Source organism: Lentilactobacillus parafarraginis DSM 18390 = JCM 14109 (genome assembly GCF_001435895.1).
Classification (GTDB): domain Bacteria; phylum Bacillota; class Bacilli; order Lactobacillales; family Lactobacillaceae; genus Lentilactobacillus; species Lentilactobacillus parafarraginis.
Map to the genome: position 1 here is coordinate 1 of NZ_AZFZ01000044.1, position 19,602 is coordinate 19,602.

12 protein-coding genes are annotated in these 19,602 nt (G+C 46.7%); 4 read left to right on the top strand and 8 right to left on the bottom strand.

Features of this window, described 5'->3' with window-relative positions; translation table 11 throughout:
* Window positions 1-141 precede the first annotated feature (141 nt).
* The 5 genes from FD47_RS10020 to FD47_RS10045 all read right to left on the bottom strand — a co-directional run bounded on the left by FD47_RS10020 (window position 142) and on the right by FD47_RS10045 (window position 5,222).
* The gene (locus FD47_RS10020; RefSeq protein WP_054735503.1) at window positions 142-981 is read right to left on the bottom strand and encodes an energy-coupling factor transporter transmembrane component T family protein; all 840 of its coding nucleotides are present in this window, start codon (window positions 979-981) and stop codon (window positions 142-144) included.
* Window positions 956-2,692 (bottom strand): ABC transporter ATP-binding protein, encoded by a 1,737-nt coding sequence (locus FD47_RS10025; protein WP_056980615.1) that lies wholly within the window; start codon window positions 2,690-2,692, stop codon window positions 956-958. The genes FD47_RS10020 and FD47_RS10025 overlap by 26 nt, the downstream gene beginning before the upstream one ends.
* A gap of 3 nt (window positions 2,693-2,695) precedes the next feature.
* Complete coding sequence (locus FD47_RS10030) at window positions 2,696-3,256, bottom strand: ECF-type riboflavin transporter substrate-binding protein (RefSeq protein ID WP_008212975.1); 561 nt, start codon at window positions 3,254-3,256, stop codon at window positions 2,696-2,698.
* A gap of 428 nt (window positions 3,257-3,684) precedes the next feature.
* Window positions 3,685-4,755 carry a M24 family metallopeptidase gene (locus FD47_RS10040; RefSeq protein WP_225352906.1) on the bottom strand — a complete coding sequence of 357 codons (1,071 nt, stop codon included), beginning with the start codon at window positions 4,753-4,755 and terminating at the stop codon, window positions 3,685-3,687.
* A 5-nt stretch (window positions 4,756-4,760) separates the two neighbouring features.
* Window positions 4,761-5,222: a GNAT family N-acetyltransferase gene (locus FD47_RS10045; RefSeq protein ID WP_054735500.1), complete on the bottom strand. Its 462-nt coding sequence runs from the start codon at window positions 5,220-5,222 to the stop codon at window positions 4,761-4,763.
* A gap of 129 nt (window positions 5,223-5,351) precedes the next feature.
* On the opposite strand from FD47_RS10045, the gene FD47_RS10050 reads away from it, so the two are divergent.
* Entirely contained in the window at window positions 5,352-5,936 is a 585-nt protein-coding gene (locus tag FD47_RS10050; RefSeq protein ID WP_054735498.1) for an LOG family protein, read from the top strand.
* An 87-nt stretch (window positions 5,937-6,023) separates the two neighbouring features.
* Here FD47_RS10050 and FD47_RS10055 read toward each other — a convergent pair whose 3' ends face one another.
* Window positions 6,024-8,573: a glycoside hydrolase family 30 protein gene (locus FD47_RS10055; RefSeq protein ID WP_056980617.1), complete on the bottom strand. Its 2,550-nt coding sequence runs from the start codon at window positions 8,571-8,573 to the stop codon at window positions 6,024-6,026.
* Between the two features lie 71 nt (window positions 8,574-8,644).
* Complete coding sequence (gene uidA, locus FD47_RS10060; RefSeq protein ID WP_054735495.1) at window positions 8,645-10,456, bottom strand: beta-glucuronidase; 1,812 nt, start codon at window positions 10,454-10,456, stop codon at window positions 8,645-8,647.
* 381 nt (window positions 10,457-10,837) lie between these two features.
* Between uidA and FD47_RS10065 the strand changes: the two genes are divergently transcribed.
* From FD47_RS10065 to FD47_RS10075, 3 genes are all read left to right on the top strand, one after another.
* The gene (locus FD47_RS10065) at window positions 10,838-12,352 is read left to right on the top strand and encodes an MFS transporter (RefSeq protein ID WP_054735492.1); all 1,515 of its coding nucleotides are present in this window, start codon (window positions 10,838-10,840) and stop codon (window positions 12,350-12,352) included.
* Between the two features lie 178 nt (window positions 12,353-12,530).
* Window positions 12,531-13,511 (top strand): AraC family transcriptional regulator, encoded by a 981-nt coding sequence (locus FD47_RS10070; RefSeq protein WP_056980618.1) that lies wholly within the window; start codon window positions 12,531-12,533, stop codon window positions 13,509-13,511.
* A gap of 362 nt (window positions 13,512-13,873) precedes the next feature.
* Entirely contained in the window at window positions 13,874-16,588 is a 2,715-nt protein-coding gene (locus FD47_RS10075; protein ID WP_054735506.1) for a family 78 glycoside hydrolase catalytic domain, read from the top strand.
* Window positions 16,589-16,745: 157 nt separating this feature from the next.
* On the opposite strand, the gene FD47_RS10080 is transcribed toward FD47_RS10075, so the two are convergent.
* A complete protein-coding gene (locus FD47_RS10080; protein WP_054735486.1) occupies window positions 16,746-19,574 on the bottom strand; it encodes a CBM96 family carbohydrate-binding protein in 2,829 nt (942 codons plus the stop codon).
* Between the last annotated feature and the right edge of the window lie 28 nt (window positions 19,575-19,602).

A 19,602-nucleotide genomic window follows, 5' to 3' on the forward strand; every position in this document is an offset into this window, starting at 1 on the left:
CTGAAATAAAGTTTTCAGACGGACCCTAGTAATTAGAACAATTATATAACATTTTTTGCAGAAAAAAGACGACCCCCGATCTTTTTGCAATTATCAAGGCTTCGTCCCTAAATCATCTTCAATTTCACGGTTCGGGTGGGGCTATTTGAATGGATTATAGAATCGCCCGCCATCCACCCAGAATAGGCCAACGCCAATCAAAATAAACAGTAAGGTCGCGGTCAACACCAAGTAATCTAATTTACCAAATTTCTGGGTCATGTACCAGGTCCGCCGCTTGTTGGTCCCAAAGCGTCTCAACTTCATTGCCCTGGTGGTGACTTCAATCTTGTCCATCGATGAAAACACTAGTGGAATCAGGATTTGTGAGCTGCGTTTTAACCGCTGCCACATCCCGGCTTTCTTGGACATTTCCAATCCCCGGGCTTGCTGGGCCAAACTGATTTGTTTAAAATCGCGGATCACATCTGGAATGTAACGTAACGATAATTCAACGGCATAACTGATCTTGTAGGAAAAGCCGATTCGGTTCATCCCGGCTGCCAGTTCAGATGGATTGGTCGTGAATAAAAACGCAAAAATCAACGGCACGATAAACACGTATTTTAATAGCATATTCAGTAAGTAAAACAATTCTTCCCAGGTGACCACGAAAAATCCCTGACCAATAATAACGTGACTGCTGCCATAGATTTGCGATCCATAGGCCGGATTGAAAACATACACCAATACCAAATTCAAAGCCGTGAAAGCCGCAATTGCGTACAAGAGGCCCCGAACTTGGTGCCACTTGAGATGGGCCGACTGATAGAAAAGAATGGCAAAGACGGTCAGAGCCAGCAGGTACCACGTATCATAGCTAACCATTCCGATGACTGATAAACTCAGCAGCACCAAAATCTTCGTCATCCCGGTTAATCTGGTCACCCAGCGGCCCCTTTGTGTCTCGCCAACGTCATATGATAACTGTTGATTCACCATCGTGAGTGCTCCTCTCGTAAGCAATAAACTTCTCGGCAAATGCAATTGGATCTGGTGCGCCAACCTTTTCGGCCAACACCTGAAGACTTAGTTGCGCCAGATGTGCTTTGGCGATAACCGCTTGATTCGTCAAGACCTTTGCTGGGGCGGCATCTTCCAAGACCCGCCCTTGATCAAGCACAATCGTGCGGTCAGCATAAGCCATCATCAAATTCATATCGTGGGTCACCATCAATACGGTGGTCCCCTGTTGACGATTTAAGGCAACCAGAAAGTCCATCATTTGAGCGTAGTGGGCAAGATCCTGCCCGGCGGTTGGTTCATCCAGGATTAGAACTTCTGGTCGTAATACCAAGGCGGCAGCGATGGTCACCCGCTTTTTCTGCCCAAAACTCAGGGCTGAAATTGGCCAGTTGCGGTAAGGGTACAGACCAGTAATCTTGAGCGTATCGAAAACCCGTTTCTTTGTGGTTTCCGAATCAACCCCGCGCAATTCAAGGCCCAGGGCGACTTCATCAAAAATCATCGTTTTCGAAATCATCTGGTTGGGATCCTGAAGAACGTAGCCAATCCGGTCAGCCCGTTGCTTCACGGAATCGGTGCTGATATCAGTGTCGCCAAACAATAGCCGGCCAGAAGTTGGCTTTAGAAACCCGGTAATTAAATTAATCAAGGTCGTCTTACCAGTCCCATTCCGCCCAACCAGCGCGGCCATCTCACCACGGTGAATGGTCAGATCAAATTTATCGAAGATCTTTTCTTCATCCGGGTATGCAAACGTTAATCCGCGAAGGCTGATAATCGGGTCCGCTTTTTTAGTTTCCTTTGGCTGGGGTAAATTCGCTACCCAACTGGTAAGCTGGGTCTGCTGATCAGTCGTTAAGTTCAATCCCACCAGGTCATCAAGCCGCTCAACGGCCCGAATATCAATTCCCGCGGCCTTTAGCGCCGTCACATAGAGCGGTTCCCGCAGCCCATTTTTTAATAAAATGTTCTGCTTTAGGATGTGTTCTGGGGTATCGTCAGCAGCCACGCGACCATCAGCGAGGATTACCATCCGATCAATCGGAATTTGAAGAACCTCTTCAATTCGGTGATCGATAATGATTACGGTCAAATCCTGTTGGCTAACCAGCCAGTCTAGCAATTTCATGGAGGCCCGCCCGGCAGCTGGATCCAGGTTTGCCAACGGTTCATCCAGCAGAAGCATCGGTTCGTTATCAATTAACACCCCTGCCAGGGCAACCCGTTGCTTTTGTCCGCCAGACAGATCCTGCGGGTGCTTGTTCAGTAATGCTTTCAGGTTCAGGCGATCAGCCCATTCAGCCACCTTCCGATGCAAGACATCGACCTTCTGAGCATCATTTTCAAGCGCAAAGGCAACGTCTTCAGCGACTGTCAGCCCAACAAACTGGGAATCGGGGTCTTGAAGAACGGTACCAACTTCAAAGGAGAGGTCGGTTAAGTCTAACTCAGATTGGGGTTTCCCATTAATCGTCACTTCCCCAGTCAATTTGCCAGGAAACTCTTCAGGAATCACCCCGTTAATCAAATTACCCAAAGTGGATTTCCCAGACCCGGAAGGCCCGGTAATAAACACCTTTTCGCCCTTGTGGATGGTTAAATTAATATGTTGGAGGGTGGGTGCCTCCTGACTTCGATACTGAAAAGAAACGTCTGAAAATTGAATCATTGGTTGTTGTTCAGTCATAGGTTATTCCTTTGTCAGTCGGTTTTTTTGAGTTTGTGTTTTGGCATAAGCTGAAATCAAGAGGGTCCCAACAATTCCGACCGACAATACATCCGTAATCGTTGCGGTAATTCCCTGAAGAAATACCTTGCCGGCAGGCTGTGAGTAAACAAGGATATCGCCAAGCGGGGCGATAATCCCCCAGCAAACAATATTGGCAACCACTTGTAACAGGTTAAACTGAAATAATTTCTTCTTTGTGAGCGGTTCGGTTTTTAGTTTTAAAAAGTTGCGACTAAAACCGATCATGAATCCAAAAATGGCATCGGCAACGATCCATGTCCACCATGGGTCTCCCCATGAAAGATCATTGAAAAGGTGTGCGAAGAACGCAACTAATGCCCCAACGGCGGGACCAAAAATAGCAGCTAAAAATGAAATGAAAGCTTCCCCCAAATCAATCGTGGTATTTGGAACCCCGGTTGGGATTGGTAAAAATCGCTTCAATAAAAAGACAATGGCAATGCCAACGCCGGTCGCAACAACCGCTTCAACTGACAAGCCCTTGGACTTTGTAGACTTCATCTAAATTCCTCCTCGAATTATAATGGCAATGATGCAACAACGACAATCATCTAAATAACTAATTCAAAAGAAAAACCAGCTCGTCACCAAGCTGGTTTCACCTCATGTATTAGCTTTTATGTAGGGCCGATAGAATCGCGGTACCACCCTCATTCAGAACTTCCTCACAGAAGTTCCCTCGTTCAGTTGTCTGCACACAACTGTAGGCGATAATGAGCCCACCACGGCCGCCTTGCATCCCGCTTGGCGAATATCTATCCGACTCCTGAACCATGTTCGTGACCCGTGCCGCCGATTTACACCACCCATCGGCTCTCTGAATGAACACAAGTCACTACTCATTCAATCATTGTCGTATTCAATATAGATAGGTTAATTGTAACGCCATTGTCGCTCCAGTCAACTCATTTTTATCGATCGCAAACCAATTAAAGGACAATTAGATCGCGGTTTGCGGTTGTCAGCCGTTCATTGCCGTCCTTGGTAATCAAGAGGTCATCTTCAATTCGAACCCCACCCTTTGTTGGCAGATAAATGCCCGGTTCAACGGTCATCACGTTATTTTCAGTGATCACATTGGAGCGCCAACGAGGCCCAAAGTTAGGGCCTTCATGAATATCCAACCCAATTCCATGGCCGCTACCGTGATTGTAGTACTTGCCATAACTTTCGTCGGCGATGTAATCCCGGCCGGCCGAATCAACCTGCTGACCATTGGCCCCGGGTTTAATCACTTGAAACATGCGCTCCTGAGCTTCGTGAACGGTCGCGTAAACCTTTCTAAGTTCGGCGCCGGGATCGCCAAGGGCAAACGTTCGGGTTACGTCAGAAGTATACCCATCAACGTAGTACCCAAAATCCACCGTCACCACTTCACCTTCAGCTAATTGCTTATCCGTCGCCGAACCGTGGGGTAGTGCGGACCGAAAACCGCTGGCAACGATGGTATCAAAACTGGGCTTTTGAGCACCATGTTCGAGCATCCAGTTATTTAACCAGTTGGAAACTTGACGTTCAGTGACCCCCACCTTTGCGTAGCTCATTAGGGCTTCAAACCCCTTGCTTGCCAGTTGGGTGGACCGGCGAAGAATTGCCACTTCGTTTGTGTCCTTGACCTCCCGTAGTTTTTCAATCACACCAGTTTCGGGAACCAGTTTATCACCAAATAGTGCCGCCAGTTTCCGATACAAAGCGTAACTTGCCGACGTTTCAAAACCGACCCTTTGATAACCCCGATCGGCCAACACCTGATGGGCAACATCATAGTAATCCCGCGTAATCTCGAGATTAACCGTCTTTGGCAGCGAAGCCTCCAAAGCCTCTTGGTAGCGGGCATCTGTGATGAGGGTCACCTGCTGGGGTGTGATCACGAGGCAGCCATCCCCATCTAAGCCGTCAAATTGACTGAGATACAGTAAATTTGAGGGATTTGTCACGATAAAGCCATCAAGGCCCAGCGCTTTCATTTCTGCTTGTAGTTCATTAACTCGTTGATTCAATCCCGTCACTCCTTGTTATCGTTAATCGCTATTTTTTTCGCCAGCACCCGCATTGGACGCCCAAATATGTTCGTCTGGGTGTCAATTTGTTGATAGCCTAATTTTTCATAGAGGCCGACGTGGGCGGTCACAATGTATGCTTGGTGAAATCCAATCTTTGCAATTTGGGACTCGGCATCCCTGACTAACCGCTGACTAAGATGGTGGCCCCGGTACTGCTCATTCACAAATACAAAACCAATGAACGGCGCAAGACCGGTTCCTTCAACAACGTCCTCCTTAACCACCGCACAGAAGCCGACTAATTGGTCTTCGTCGGTTAAGACGATTACCCTTTCCCAATCGCTAAATTGATCGTTCAGCATCCGCTTTGCCAGAAAAGCGCCGGCATTCCAGGATACTTTGGCAATTTGGTGGGCAAAGGACTGCCACAAATCATCCGTTTGATCGAGAACGTATTCCTGCATGTTGATCCCCCGTTTATCATATTTATTCCAAGTATAGCGCATCTAAATCAATAAATCAGGGGATTTCACACACCGAAAACTGCGATATAATAAACTCATTCTAAAAATCTTCAGCAAGGTGGGATAATTGTGAAACGAATTGCGGTTTATTGCGGGGCCTCATCTGGGAACAGCCCAATTTACACGGACGCCGCCGTTAAATTAGGTGATTGGCTGGTCGATCACGACTTGGAACTCATTTATGGTGGCGGCGGTGTTGGCCTGATGGGCGCCATTTCACGGCAAGTTCTCAGCCGTGGCGGATCGGTTCACGGTGTGATGCCAAAGGAATTGGTGGATCGCGGTGCCGAACTGGTTGAGTTAGCAGAACTATCCGACCTAACCGTCGTCAAAGACATGTCCGAACGCAAGCAGCAAATGATGGCCCTTTCCGATGGCTGTATTGCCCTGCCCGGCGGCGTTGGGACCCTTGAAGAAATTGCCCAGGCCTTCTCATGGGCGCGATTAGGCAATTACGGGGGCCCGTGCATCTTCTATAACGTTGCCGGCTATTATGATCCGCTGGCAACCATGTTTGATGATATGGCCGCCAAGGGATTTCTATCACAGGAAGACCGGAATAAAATTCTCTTTTCAGATTCCCTGGAAACCATCCATTCATTTATGGCAAATTACGTTCCACCAAAGATTCGCGGTTATCAGCAACCCCAATAATCGTCGATAATTAGCGCCACCCCAATAACTGATGACTATCAGCTTCTGAGGTGGCGCTAATTTTAGATCATTTGATAAAGGGGTTAGTTATCCAATAAAATCAACCGCGTCCAACGCAAACTTTCCGCCGGTAACGGTGACCATAACGTGATGCTTCCCCGCCGGCAAGCCCGTGATATGGGTATTTTCACCCCGATCACTTCCATGCTGGGGTTGATAGTTCCAGTCGTGGACCTGGCCGTCAACCGTCATCTGGAGCGTGGTTGGGGCATCCTGTTGACCAATCAATGAAAATCCGGTTCCTGAAAAGTCAAAGCTCACCCTTGAAGGAGTCTTTGAATCAGCAACTCCGTATGACAAAGTCCGATTCCACTTGGTATTTCCCAGACCGCAAACGTGATGCCAGTTTCCGGTGTACGTTAACCGGTCATCCAAGTTGTCCAGGCGATCATGGATGAGTGCTGACTGGGATCCGATTTGTTTGACATCAATCTGACTGATGCGGGTGTGGAAGTAGCCGCTCCCCAGTTTAACCCGACCGCTGAAACGGGGATTATCGGTATCCGCATAATCAATCAGCTTGTGGCCATCAACACCTGCACTCAGTTGATTGCCCACTGCCTGAAAGGTTATTCGATGGACAATGCTCAAATCAAGATTATCCATGTACGTCAACGCCACGATCTGATCATTTTTAATTAACTGACACGAACCATCGGTGAATAATTTGAAAACGTATGGCGCACTTTCCAAGCGCCCCTTCACATCCGTCAGCTCGCGAAGCCCAATTCCAAAGTAGTTACCCGTTGGGGCATTTTGCCAAGTATGGTCGTCAAACTTCACGGCGACCGTTACGGCATAATCCGTCCACCGGTCATCGCCAAACGTTAAGTTAGGCGCGTATGAATACTCCCAGTCTAGGGCGCGGTACTTTTCAGATATCATTTGCTGCAAGACATTTTGGCCATTTTCTTGAATCACTTCAAACGCGCCGCCTTGGTCGGTCGTGTAGCGAGGGGTGCCCCCTCTAGCTGCTAAATAATCATCCGAATAGTCAGCGTATGAAAAGTCGTCGGTATATAACGTGTCACCAGTACCCTGCAGAACGGCGTCACGATGCGGAGCTTCCAGTCGTTGGTAAGCCACTTCCGGATCATCTTTCAAGTCAAGGGTCGTCGCGGTTACGATTGAATGGGGCGAAACGAGGATCGTCACTTGACCATCGATTGGCTGGACCGTTTCACGAACCCGCTTTAACCGGCCGTCATACGCGTCTCCAGCGGTTTTGGGACCAATGCTCTCCCACACATCCAGTGGGGTTGCCGGACTTACGGCAATATTTTTAACCGTTACATGATACGTTCGGGCTTTAGCGCTGTCATTAACGAAAATTACTGAATAATTTTGTTTATCCGGTGCCATTAAGGTCATGTAGCTTGGGGCCTGTCGATTATAATCGAGATTTTCAGTGCCCCCAACACCGCTGTCACACGCGCTGGTCAAATAACGCCAAGCATCTTCAGCGTCCCAGCCAGCTTTGGCAAAGTCACTGAAATGCTTCATGCATTGCAGACCAACGTTATCAACCTCGAAGAAACCTGACCAGGGGCGGCTCGCAGCAATTAATTCCTTATGACTGTAATTAACCCCGGGATAGTACGCGGAAACTGCCGGCTGAAATAAATAGAGGCTTCGGCGCGAGTTGACATAGCTCTTGATGAGCCGGTTGGCAACGTCCAAACCACTCTGAGGACCCCCGATGCCGTCACCATTGCTGGCGTGAACCCGGTATTTACCGTAAGTCATTGGCGCAATCCCTTCGCTGTACCAAACCTCGTGATGATACTCATCCGCTAATTTGGTAAATGAGTGATTGGCACTATCATCAGTATTGTAGTGGAAACCAACGGCTGGAACCTTAACCCGCAGATCCTTATCTGCCACCATCTGATCGCCAAAGTTCCGCTCATAATTCTGGTCAGCGGCAATCAGCTTGATTGCGTTGTACTGGTCAATCGGAAACCCATCCGGAAACCCGCTCTGATCAGTTTTCAATCGTTTTGCAAACCATTTGATCCACTGATACATCGGGTGTTTGGTCTCATTACGATCAGGATCAACGTAATCAATGAGATAACCATACGCTTCATATGCGGCAACAATCGTCTTTTTATACCACTGATACATTGGTTCATAGACACTTTCGGGAACGTTCTGATCCGGATCATTGGTTTTCACCTGTTTCCACATTTTTCGAAGAAATCCCGGCTCGCCCCATCGCAAGATCGCTGTCTTTAATGATGGTTGAATCCTCTTAGCATCAGCAATTAGTTGAAAACCGGCTCCCCGACGGACGTTTGCATCCTCTTCCGCCGTTCGCATTGTCGCTGGTTCCGTTCCGGATGACGTGTTGGCATCCACGCCCATCTCAACCTTCAGCATTCGCATCAACGGGTGAGCACCGCCAAATAGAATTGCGAGAATTTTCTGGTAACTTTCCGGATGTTCCCATTTATAATCCAGTAAAAGCCGGGACGAATTGTTACAGCTGATATAGCCAAATCCCTTGAATGTATTAGCATCCAGCGCATTAAGATCCAGTTTAGCGCCATCAATTGTAAAGTTTGTATAATTCATGAATGTCCTCCTTATCAAAAAGGGGCAAAATCTCCCAACATTTTGGCAGACTCTGACCCCTCTGAGCTTCGTTATTGACCTGATTTATAATTTAACGGTAATTTGGTCCAACGTTTTCTCAGGTAAAAAGCAGCCGCCTTGGGTTGGCGATCACGGGTAAAGAGCCCCTTCTTATTGCCGTTAACCCGCATGTTGCCCTCAACAGTCTGGAAATCCGCAAGGTTCCACGGTTGTTCCCCGCGAATGAAGTCATAGGAATCAAATACCCGATCAAACATTTCTAGCAATTCAATCTGATATTCCTCACTCCACATAATCGATGGCAGCTTATGCAACCCGGGTTCGGTGTCGGCACCATACTCCGAAAAGACAACTGGTTTATCAATATCTGATTTTTGCCACTCGTCAAGTTCATCCCGCAAAGCGGCTTCCCCGTCAGAAATTTCGTAGCCCCACTTATGATACCAACCAGGATACCGATTTAGTAAGAAGAAATCCGGGAACTGCTTGCATTTCGACTTTTCAAACGTATCGTCTTCGTTTAACGTAAACGTACGGGGCCGTTTTTGCGGATCCAATTCAGCTGAGTCGTTAAACAATTTGGTGAAATACGGCACGGCGGAGTCCGTCGACGTATCCGGTTCATTGCACAGGCTCCAGGCTAGGACACTTGGATGGTTCTTATCCCGTTTAATCATATCCTTCACCTGATCAATATGCTTCTTGTACAGCTCATGAATCCAGTCACCATCGAAGAATGACTGATCCAGCCCGCCTAAGAAACTGGCGGCGGCCATCTTAAATCCAACCGCCGGCACCTCGTCAATGACGAGAATCCCTTCCCGATCCGCGAACCTGTATACTTGCTCATCATAAGGGTAGTGTGAACTTCTAAATGAATTTGCGCCAATCCACTTCATCAAATTCATGTCACGGCGCTCAACGTTGATGTCAAATGCGCGGCCGGCGTAGATGCTGTCTTCGTGGCGGCCAAATCCTCTCAGATAAACGGACTGATGGTTCACTAAAATTTCGTGCCCCTTAATTTCAATCGTTCGCAAACCAATTTCGTCCGAGTACGTGTCAACTGTCTGCCCATCCTTTATCAAGCTGATCTCAATGGTGTAAAGATAAGCATCCCGAACGTTCCACAGAGTTGGATCTTTGACGACAAGATCGCCGCTTTGACCCTCGCTCGTTGCGACCACCTGACCATTTTCATCGGCTAAACTCACCTTGAAATCCGCATCAGTATTAGCCGTAACGGTGTAATGGACGGTTGCCTGCTCATCACTGACCTCATAAGTGGTTGAATAATCGGTGATCCGATCCTTCGGCACCGTTAAAAGGTGAACGCTGCGATTTAAACCAGAATAGTTATAGAAGTCAAAGAAGGGCTTTGCCATTCGTTTCCCATTCTTCAACGTCATCGTATCACCGGCCGGAAGCGCGTCACGATGGAGCTCGTTATTAATCTTGACGGAAACCACATTGTCTTCCCCAAATTTCACTGCGTCACTCACTTCAGCGGTAAACGGTAGAAACCCACCTTCATGGCTGCGAATCTTCTGACCATTCACAAAGACAACTGCCCGGTGAGTAGCCGCGCCGAACCGAATTTGAATGTCCTGACCCTTAAAGTAGATAGGTAAGAAAAATTTCTTCGTGTACCAAAAGTCACCCGTATACTCGCGGGCATCCTTATCGGTAAAGAAATCGTTAAAGCTGGCAGGAACCGGCATCTTGATCCCATCGTTAAATCCATTCTGCCACCCCTGCTTCTCACCCTCTGAAGCCGGATCAAATTTAAAGTTCCATAAACCGTCCAACTTTTCATCGGAGCGGTAGTTGTTAATAACTGGGTACAACATGCTATCTTCCATTATAAGTAACCTCCATATTAAATATCTTTCACGTCTTTTGTGACTGTTTCGCAAGCGCTTTCTTTTATTACAGGTTAATTTTACTATGTTAGGAAAAATAATCAATGATTTTTAGTAAAAATTTTCTAAGAAGGAACATTATCCTGCACTGCGACAATTCCCCGCATCATATTCTCAATCACCATATTAGGTGATCAACCCGTCTTTTTGGCCCATAATCGTATCATATTCACACTAAGTCAGTTTCATATTTAGTAAAATACGTAAATTCGATTGACAATTTTACTAGAAAGAAGTTAAATTAGCTTGTAAGCGGTTACGTGGTTCGCAATCATTTTTTATCAGCCGCAAAAGATTCAATTTTAAAGGAGGAAAAATATTTTGAAACGAAAAGTCACTTGGCGCAACATATTCGGTTATGGTGCCGCCGATTTATTCGGTAATGGTGCGATGACGGTTGCTTCAACCTGGATTCTGTTTTTCTACACAGCATTCGGAGGCCTGTCACCCGTCCTTGCCGGTACCATTTTAGCCATCGCCCGGGTAGCGGACTCATTTATCAGTCCGTTGATGGGATACCTCACCGATCACTTCGGGGCCACTAAACTCGGCCGGAAGTTTGGTCGCCGCCGGTTCTTCCTGTTAATTGCCATCCCACTAATGTTCTTATACATCATCATCTGGGTTGCCCACATGGGATTCTGGTACTACTTAGCAACTTTCCTATTAATGGAAGCCTTTACAGCCTTAGTCATGATTCCTTACGAAACCCTGGCTGCTGAAATGACCGATAACTACGATATGAAGTCAAAGCTGTCCAGTTCGCGGATGTTATGGTCAGCACTGGCAACATTCTTAGCTTCATGGCTGCCAGGTCGGGTCTTTGCCATTATGGGCAAGAACAACCCCAACGCCTTCCTAACCGTCGGAATTGTTTTGGCAATTGTCTTCATCCTGGCAATTGGCCTCACTTACTTCTCAACGTTTGAACGGGAAACTGCCGGTTCTCCTGAAGAAATTCAAGCAATTATTGAGGAAAGCAGCACTAAGACCGGTAACCCACTAAAATCACTCTGGAACATGATCAAGGATATGGGTTCGGTCTTCCGCATCAAGTCATACGCGTTACATTTAGCAATTTACCTCTGCTCATTCACCGCTCGAGATATCATCGGTGCCACCTACGTCTTCTACGTGGTTTACGCTATGAAGAGTAACCCGACGGAAGCTTCTAACATCTTAACGTTCGGCTCAATCATCGGGATCCCATGTAACCTTCTCTGGCCACGAATTATGAGTAAACTTGGCCCGTCGAAGTTACTCCGGATTATGTACCTCACCATGTTCTTCACGGTTGCTTGCTACGCCGGCCTCTACTATGGCCAAGCTGCCGGAACCAGCTGGGGAATCATGGCCCTGTATGCTCTGCAAGTTACTTGGGGCATTTCCAACTCCGGGACCGGTTACGTTCCTTGGACCGTCTACACCTTTATTCCTGATGTTGATGAAATGGTTACCAAGCAACGGCGTGAAGGTGTCTTCGCCGGCATCATGACCTTTGCCCGCAAGACCACTTCAGCTCTCGCCCCATTCTTAACTGGGATCGTGCTTTCCGCCTTTGGCTTTAACGAAGCTGCCAAGACGCAGAGTGCCGGTGCCATGAACGGCTTGATTCTCTGGATGGTTCTTGGTTCAGGAATTATGTTATTAGCCGCTCACCTGATCACCTACTTCTTCCATCTTGATCGTCAACATCATCAGACATTACGGGCTGAAATTGACCGCCTGAAAGCCGGGGGCAAGATGGCCGACGTTGATCCTCAAACCAAGCAGGTTGTTGAAAACTTAACCGGCTTCAAGTACAACCAACTATGGGGTCACAATAACATCGTTTAATTACAGCAAATAAGATGAATCACCTGCCTGTTCTGATTGAAGCTGATCGGAGCAGGCATTTTTGTCCGACTTTTTGGAGAATTGAAAAATTCATTTTGAAAGCTGGCCTGTAGATATGTTACTATGAATGAGAACGCTTTCATATGATTCCAAATGATTTCACGAATGGAGACCACCCATGATTGATTCCGTTTTAAATCGCCTGATGAAAACCACTGAGGACGAAAAACAACAACTTAAAAGCCTTGAGGTGCACGATGATATCCCATCCGCCGCAATTGACCCCTCCCTCTCGGAGAACCGCCACGAACCGGTGTTAAACGACTACTTTTTCCGCAATAAACGGATCTATGTGAGCAAGCATAACCGTTACGCCCCATATCCCGAACACTCCCACACCTTCTTTGAAATCAACTATATGCTGCGAGGGTCCTGTGATGAGATCGTTGACGGCGAAAAAATCCACTTGGAAACCGGCGATGTCTTGCTGATGGATATTGGCAGTCGTCACTCGATTGGCTATTTGGGAACCAATGACCTTCTTATCAACCTGCTGTTTCGGGATCAAGACATTAACCTGGCCGTTTTAAACGACTTACGCAGCAGCCAAAGTGTCCTGTACGAGTTTCTGTTAAATCGCAAACTTGGTTCGTCAAACGGGCAAATTCGGCACCTGTTATTCTCACATCAAACCGTGCATGAAGTCCAAACAACTCTCGACCAGATCATCGATGAATACTATCTTCAACGCCCATTTGCAGACGCCGTGATCAGTGGGTACTTATCGATTTTGATTGCCCAGTTAGTACGCAATTATCAGGTGAAGGTTAAAAAGCAGGTATCGAAAACCCAACAGTTAGTGCTGAGCATTCTTCGCGATATCGACAATGATTATCGGACGGTTTCCCTGGAAAAACTGGCCATCAAGTACAACTATAACCGTAACTACCTCAGTAACATATTCAAGAGAGAAACCGGGACGACGTTTTCTGAAACGCTCACCAAGCAACGAATGTTGAACGCGCACATATTACTGACCTCAACCGCGTTGCCAGTATCAGAAATTATGAAACAGGTCGGTATCAGCAATAAGGCCTTCTTTTACCAGAAATATGCCGCGTACTACCAAACGACTCCCGGGCAGCAACGACAATCATGATAAATCGCACAATAGCGCAACGGCTCTTAAAATTGGCAGTCCCAACTTGGGGCTTTTTTATTTTGCGCTCAACGGCATCCTGAAATGGCCAAACATTCCTACAGCCGGTTCGGGGCATATTCACAGGTTATTTGGGCCGTCAAAATTTATTGGGAGCCACCCGAACAATCGTTATTTACCAGTAGGTCGGGGCTTATCAGAAATGGGATTCCAATATGATGAAAACGCTTTATTGACGATCCAATTATCATAAGTTAATCTGGAAGCTGAAATGATTGCCTCGCTTATGCCACTTTAACCGCGAACTCCTATTTTCTGGCATTTCAATTACTCACATCATTCACGACGAAAGGAACAAACCAATGACCCAACCTTCTCAAAGTTTACTTATGCCGACTCATTTACAAGTTAATCTGGTCCCGTTTGCCTATAACGTTCGCCACTCACCCAAATTTAGCTGGTGGGACCATAGCGACCGGGCCACCAGTTATCAACAGGCGTTTCAAATTGTTGTGGCAAACCGCCTTTATCAATTAGCTGACAAAACCTACCGCTTCGACAGCGGCTGGGTATCCTCAGCAAATAACACCGCCGTTTCGCTTCCCGACCTTGATCACGAACTCGCTCCAGGAGAACTCTACTACTGGCAGGTTCGAATCAAGGATAACGCGGGTAACGTCAGCGACTTTTCCGAACCCAATAAGTTTATTTGTGCCCAGGCGCCCGCCGTCAACCATGGCATCTGGTCGCCCACCTCACTATCGGTTGGCGAGAGCTTACCAACTCTTGGCAACGTGGCATTCCTGCGCAGCCCCCAGTTCAAAGTTGACCTGAAAAAGGTTGACACTGCAATTGTGACTGCGATCTCCAGGGGAAACGAACCGTTATTTGCCCAGGGAGCGGATCTATTTCTGAACGGGCACTCGATTGGGACCGGCTCGGCTCGGCCACAGGACAATTACCAAGGTGGCAGCAAAACCGGGGTTTACTACAACCAATACGACGTGACCGATCGCCTGGTCGCCGGGGCCAATGTTCTATCAGCCTTAGCCACGGGGGCTTCCGAGCGGCGCGCTTTCTGGTGCGCCCTCACCGTTTACCTGACGGACGGCACCCAGAAAATTATTCTCACGACTGACACCGGTTGGCGAGCATTGGACGGCAGCAGCGCATTTGGTGACTACGGCCTTAAAATTCGCAGTATTTACTTTGGCATGATCGCTGAAAATGTCGACATGCGTTATTATCCTTCAAAGTGGGCAACCGTCGACTTTGACGATCACGAGTGGCCCCAGGCAAGGACCAACCCTGAGTCGGTGATCAATGACCAGGAAATCGCCATCCCCTACCCCAGTGAAAATACCGTCCGAATCGAAAACCACGAACCAACCAAACGAATTCAGGAACTCGCCCCTCAAAATTATCTGATTGATTTGGGTAAAGAAATCATTGGCAGTCTAACCGTCAACTTTGATAGTCCGACCGCCCAACGGGTTACCGTTTTAATGGGTGAGCAGTTGGACCCAAATGGCCATGTCCGTCATCCACTGGCCGCTGGACCCGACTACCTCGAAAACTGGACGTTAGTGGCTGGGCAAAACACGTTCACCACCTTTCAAATGAAGAATTTTCGGTATATTGAATTGGTTGGCCTGCAAGGAACCCTGCATCCCGATGACATCAATGGCTGGGCGATGCAGCAGCCCTTCAACGAAGACGAAAGTGCCTTTACCAGTGATAATCAACTGCTGAACCGCGAATACGAAATGTCGAAATACACCATTAAAGCTACCAACCAAGATGTTTTTGTCGATTCGCAGGCCCGCGAACGCCGTCCATACGAAGGCGATCTGTTGGTCAACGGCCTCACGAGTTTTGCCGTTTCGTCGAACTATTCGCTTGATCGTCACTCACTGGACTACCTGATTGATAACCCAACCTGGCCGGAAGACTATAAGCTTTTCAACGTTGAAATGGCTTGGCTGGACTATCTGTACACCGGAAATCGTGACCTGCTGGAATCCCGCTATGAGCAGTTAACTTACAAGCTCAACCGCGGGAAGAGCTCCGAAAGCTTCGATGGGGCGTCACAGGGCTTCACGGGTTCTTTAAAGAACATCAAAGGGGTCGATAACTTTGATGAGACCGTCGGCTTGGTGACAAACGACGGCTTGATTGACTGGCCAATTCCAGAGCGGGACGGCTTTATTGAGGGAAAGTACAATACACCATTTAACGCCATCTTCTACGGCGCTTACCGGATGATAAGCCAAATTGCGAAGGTCACCGGCCATGATCAAGATGTCAGCTTTTACGAAAAACGAGCGGACCGGATCAAAGCTGAACTGATCAATCGCCTGTATGACGCAGAATCAGGCCGGTTCTACGACTCATTAAACGCTGACCTGACTGTTAATCAGCACACTTCCCACCACGCTTCGGCATACGCGCTGTGCTACGGCGTTTACAGCGATCAACTGATGGCTGACAAGCTCAGCAAATTCGTTGCCAACCAGGACCACTTTATCGGCAGTGTTTATTTCATCTACTTTATGCTCAAGGGGCTCATTGATGCTGGACATGCAGACGACGCCATTGCCCTTCTGACGAACCCAGATGATCGCAAGGATCAGAAGACGTTCGCGGCAATTCTCAACACCTTAAAGGCAACGATTGCTCCTGAGGCTTGGAGTAACCACTATAAGCCAAACATGACCCTTTCCCATCCCTGGGGCGCCACGCCCGGACTCACAATTGTTCAGGGAATTATGGGCATCAATCCGATTGAACCGGGATTTAATACGTTCCGAATCAAGGTCCGCCCGGGCAATCTTAAGAAACTTCAAGTAACCACCCCATCACCCAAGGGGCTCATCAAAGTAGCTTACCAAAGAAACGGATTCCAGGCCGAACTAGTGGTAGAAGTGCCAATGAACGCCCAGGCCGAGCTGGTTTTACCGGAAGAAGCCACCGATATCCAAATTGCCGGGGCTACCAGTAACCAGACCGCAAGCGCGGTTTCCACCTTCAACCTGGCCTCCGGAAAATACCGGATTTGGTATCAAACTATTAAGTAAAATAACAGGCTTTCCAAATATTCGGCACACTATTTATGAATATCGGCCCTTCGGAAATTGATATTAATTCGAAATCAAAAAAGGATTGATGATTACCACCGTTAACTAACGTGGCTGATCACCAATCCTTTTTTATCAAATCGATTATACTTGGACTTTATTTGTAAACTCTGACAAATTGTTTACTACCAGTTACATAATTGCCATTCTTCAACTGGTAACGCGTTGTATCGCCAAATTTTACAAGTTTCTTAGCTTTAATCACTGAAGACTTTTTAAAATGATGGGCGGCATTCTTCTTGGTAAATTTTATCTTTGAATGCGTCCACGTGCCTTTTGGATTAATAACCTGGAGCTTCTGATGCATCGCTTGTAAGTAGAGTTTGACAACGTACTTCCCGTTAGCTGTGATGTAACGACCATTACTAAGCTTGTAACGCTTAACATCATTTACGTTGGTGGCCACTGCTACAACTTTTAAAGTCTTTGCTTTAATCAAGGACTCTTTTGGCAGGTACTTAACTCTATTTTGTTTCTTAAAGGTTGGGGCTTTATATTCATAAATTGACTTAACCGCGACTACTTTGAAAGGCTTAACCTTTTTCACACTTGTTTTAGTAGTTGTCGATGAACTTGTCGTTGACCCAACCGTTGCCGAGGAGGAACTTGAACTTGAATTAGAATTGTTCGTTGGGTTCCCTGGCGTTGTCGGAACCGTTGCCGACCCACTGTTCGTATTCCCACCAGACGATGTCTCTTTTTTAGAAACATTGACAACACTGTATTTTGGTACTGTGATTGTATACGTTCCATCGTCATTCTTTTGATAAGTAACCTTGCCATCTGTCGTAATCCATTTATCTGACTGTGGTGATTCATATTGTCCATACGTAACGGAAGTGATTTTCCCAAAATCCTTCAGGGTAAATGTTGCATCACTATCTGATGTGCTTGCCAGTGCAATATTATCATCATCCCGTTTATCTGCAATCCCCATACTCTTTTCAGTATCAGTCTTGTACGTAATGCTTGTTCCCCCGAAATGTTTTTCTACAGAAACATTGTTATCTGCGGACGGCACGGCATTAAAGAAAAGAAGGTTTTTACCGTCTGCACCATCTGATTGCTTTGTGGCAATATCATAGCCTAATTTAGCCAGCATTTGGTTAGTAGACGCAATCTGAGCCGTTTGGGATCCTTCGGGAACAAACTGATTATTTTCCCAATCATACAGTGCATACCCGTCTTCGCTCATCAGATCATAGTAATTATGGGTCGCGCCACCAGCATATGCGGTCACAATTCTGGGTGCTGCATCGGCAAGTGTTGGTCTACCTGATTTAGATTTCAACAAGCTGCCATCTTCCATCACCATTGGAAGGTTACCACCACGATCATAGCCAACGGTTGTCCCATCTGTCGAAACATCGTGGCCGTAATTGAATAACTGTTGATAGTTATAGCCATAAAGATCCGCTCCAACCACATCCAGATCCGTCGATTCTTGCGAACGCATTTTCTCATTCCACCCAATCAAGTCAGCATCGGCAGGAATTGCGTTATTCACTCGGGTTATTACCGGATATTTTGAACTCTTTACCTGCTTAGCAAGATTGTTTGTATAGTTCCACATTGTCCAACTTCGAAAATCCGCAACCGATGAATTCGTCTGCTTAAATTTGTTCCATGCATCTAAGCTCGGTTGAGATTGAGGTATATCAACACCCATGGATGATCCATGTAACCTTGAAACCTGGGGTTCATTGGCAACTTGAGCACCAATTACCGTGTCATGGTGGCCATTTTGATTATTATAGTCACCAATATGATCAAAGACCGCTTTGATCGCCTTTCCCTCTTGGGATTGTAATCCCTGATCATTTTTATCCATCAGATAATTATAAATGCCCGTATAGCTGCTAGCATCACTTTTACTTAGAAACGGGGAATCCTTACTCCCCGCTTTTTTCTGAGCAATCGCATAATCATGAAGGACATAGAACGGCATCCGCTTTTCGGTCGAAGTGGAAGTTGTATCAGCACCAAACCATAAAACTTCAAGCTTGATATTCGCCTTTTGAGCTTGAGCAATCAATTGATCCAAATAGTCAAAGTTATATTGATCGGCTTTAGAAACCGTTAATTGAGGACGATGGCTCTGATTGCTATCTTTTGGCCCTGCTATGTCAATCTCATTATCCGTGTTCGATTGAATAACAAAACTGACTTGATCATCTGATTTAGCTTTGACGAGATCCGTCACATCGAAGTCATAATAGTTCTCTTTTTGAACTTTATCATAACTTGTTGAAACGACTTTCTCTCCAATGACATCCTTTTTGTCAATATCATGGCCATCATGTCCGAACGAGTTTTTCCAAGTTAGATTGTTCGCGGTCCAATTATTATTTGAAACGCGGTAAATCGTAATCGGTTGGGCAGTTTTACTACTTGCATACAGCCTTAGTCGAACACCATCCAAATTTCCATTCGGGGAAGGTAAATCGGATAATTTAAACTTTAAGAATGCCAGCGATTCGTTATCCGCTGTTTTCCCATCATTTAGCTTCAATGTTTGCTCTGAACTCTTATTCTCTTCATGGTTGGCACCACCCTGAATATAAGTTCCCTCTGACGCGTAGGTGCTCTTATCAGGTTGGATATCTGACCAAAGCAACTGTGAATTCACAACCGTAAAACCGTCTTTTTTAGCACGGTCATATGCCTGGCCGACCTGATCGATTGTGAAATGATACTTGGGATCATCCCTCAGTTTATCTGCCCTGACCTGAACGCCGTTATAGTAGAAAGGTTTATTATCGACTTCCAAAACCTTTTTCTTATCGAATCCTGACGTTACAATTTTTGAGATCGAATTGTTCCCTTCGTTGGTAGAAGCATTGACTTGATTTGTTGATAGCCAACCAATCGCAGATACCCCAGCAAGTGAAATAACTCCTAACGCAAACACACTTCTTAACTTCATGCCCTCGTCTCCTAACACAATTATAATT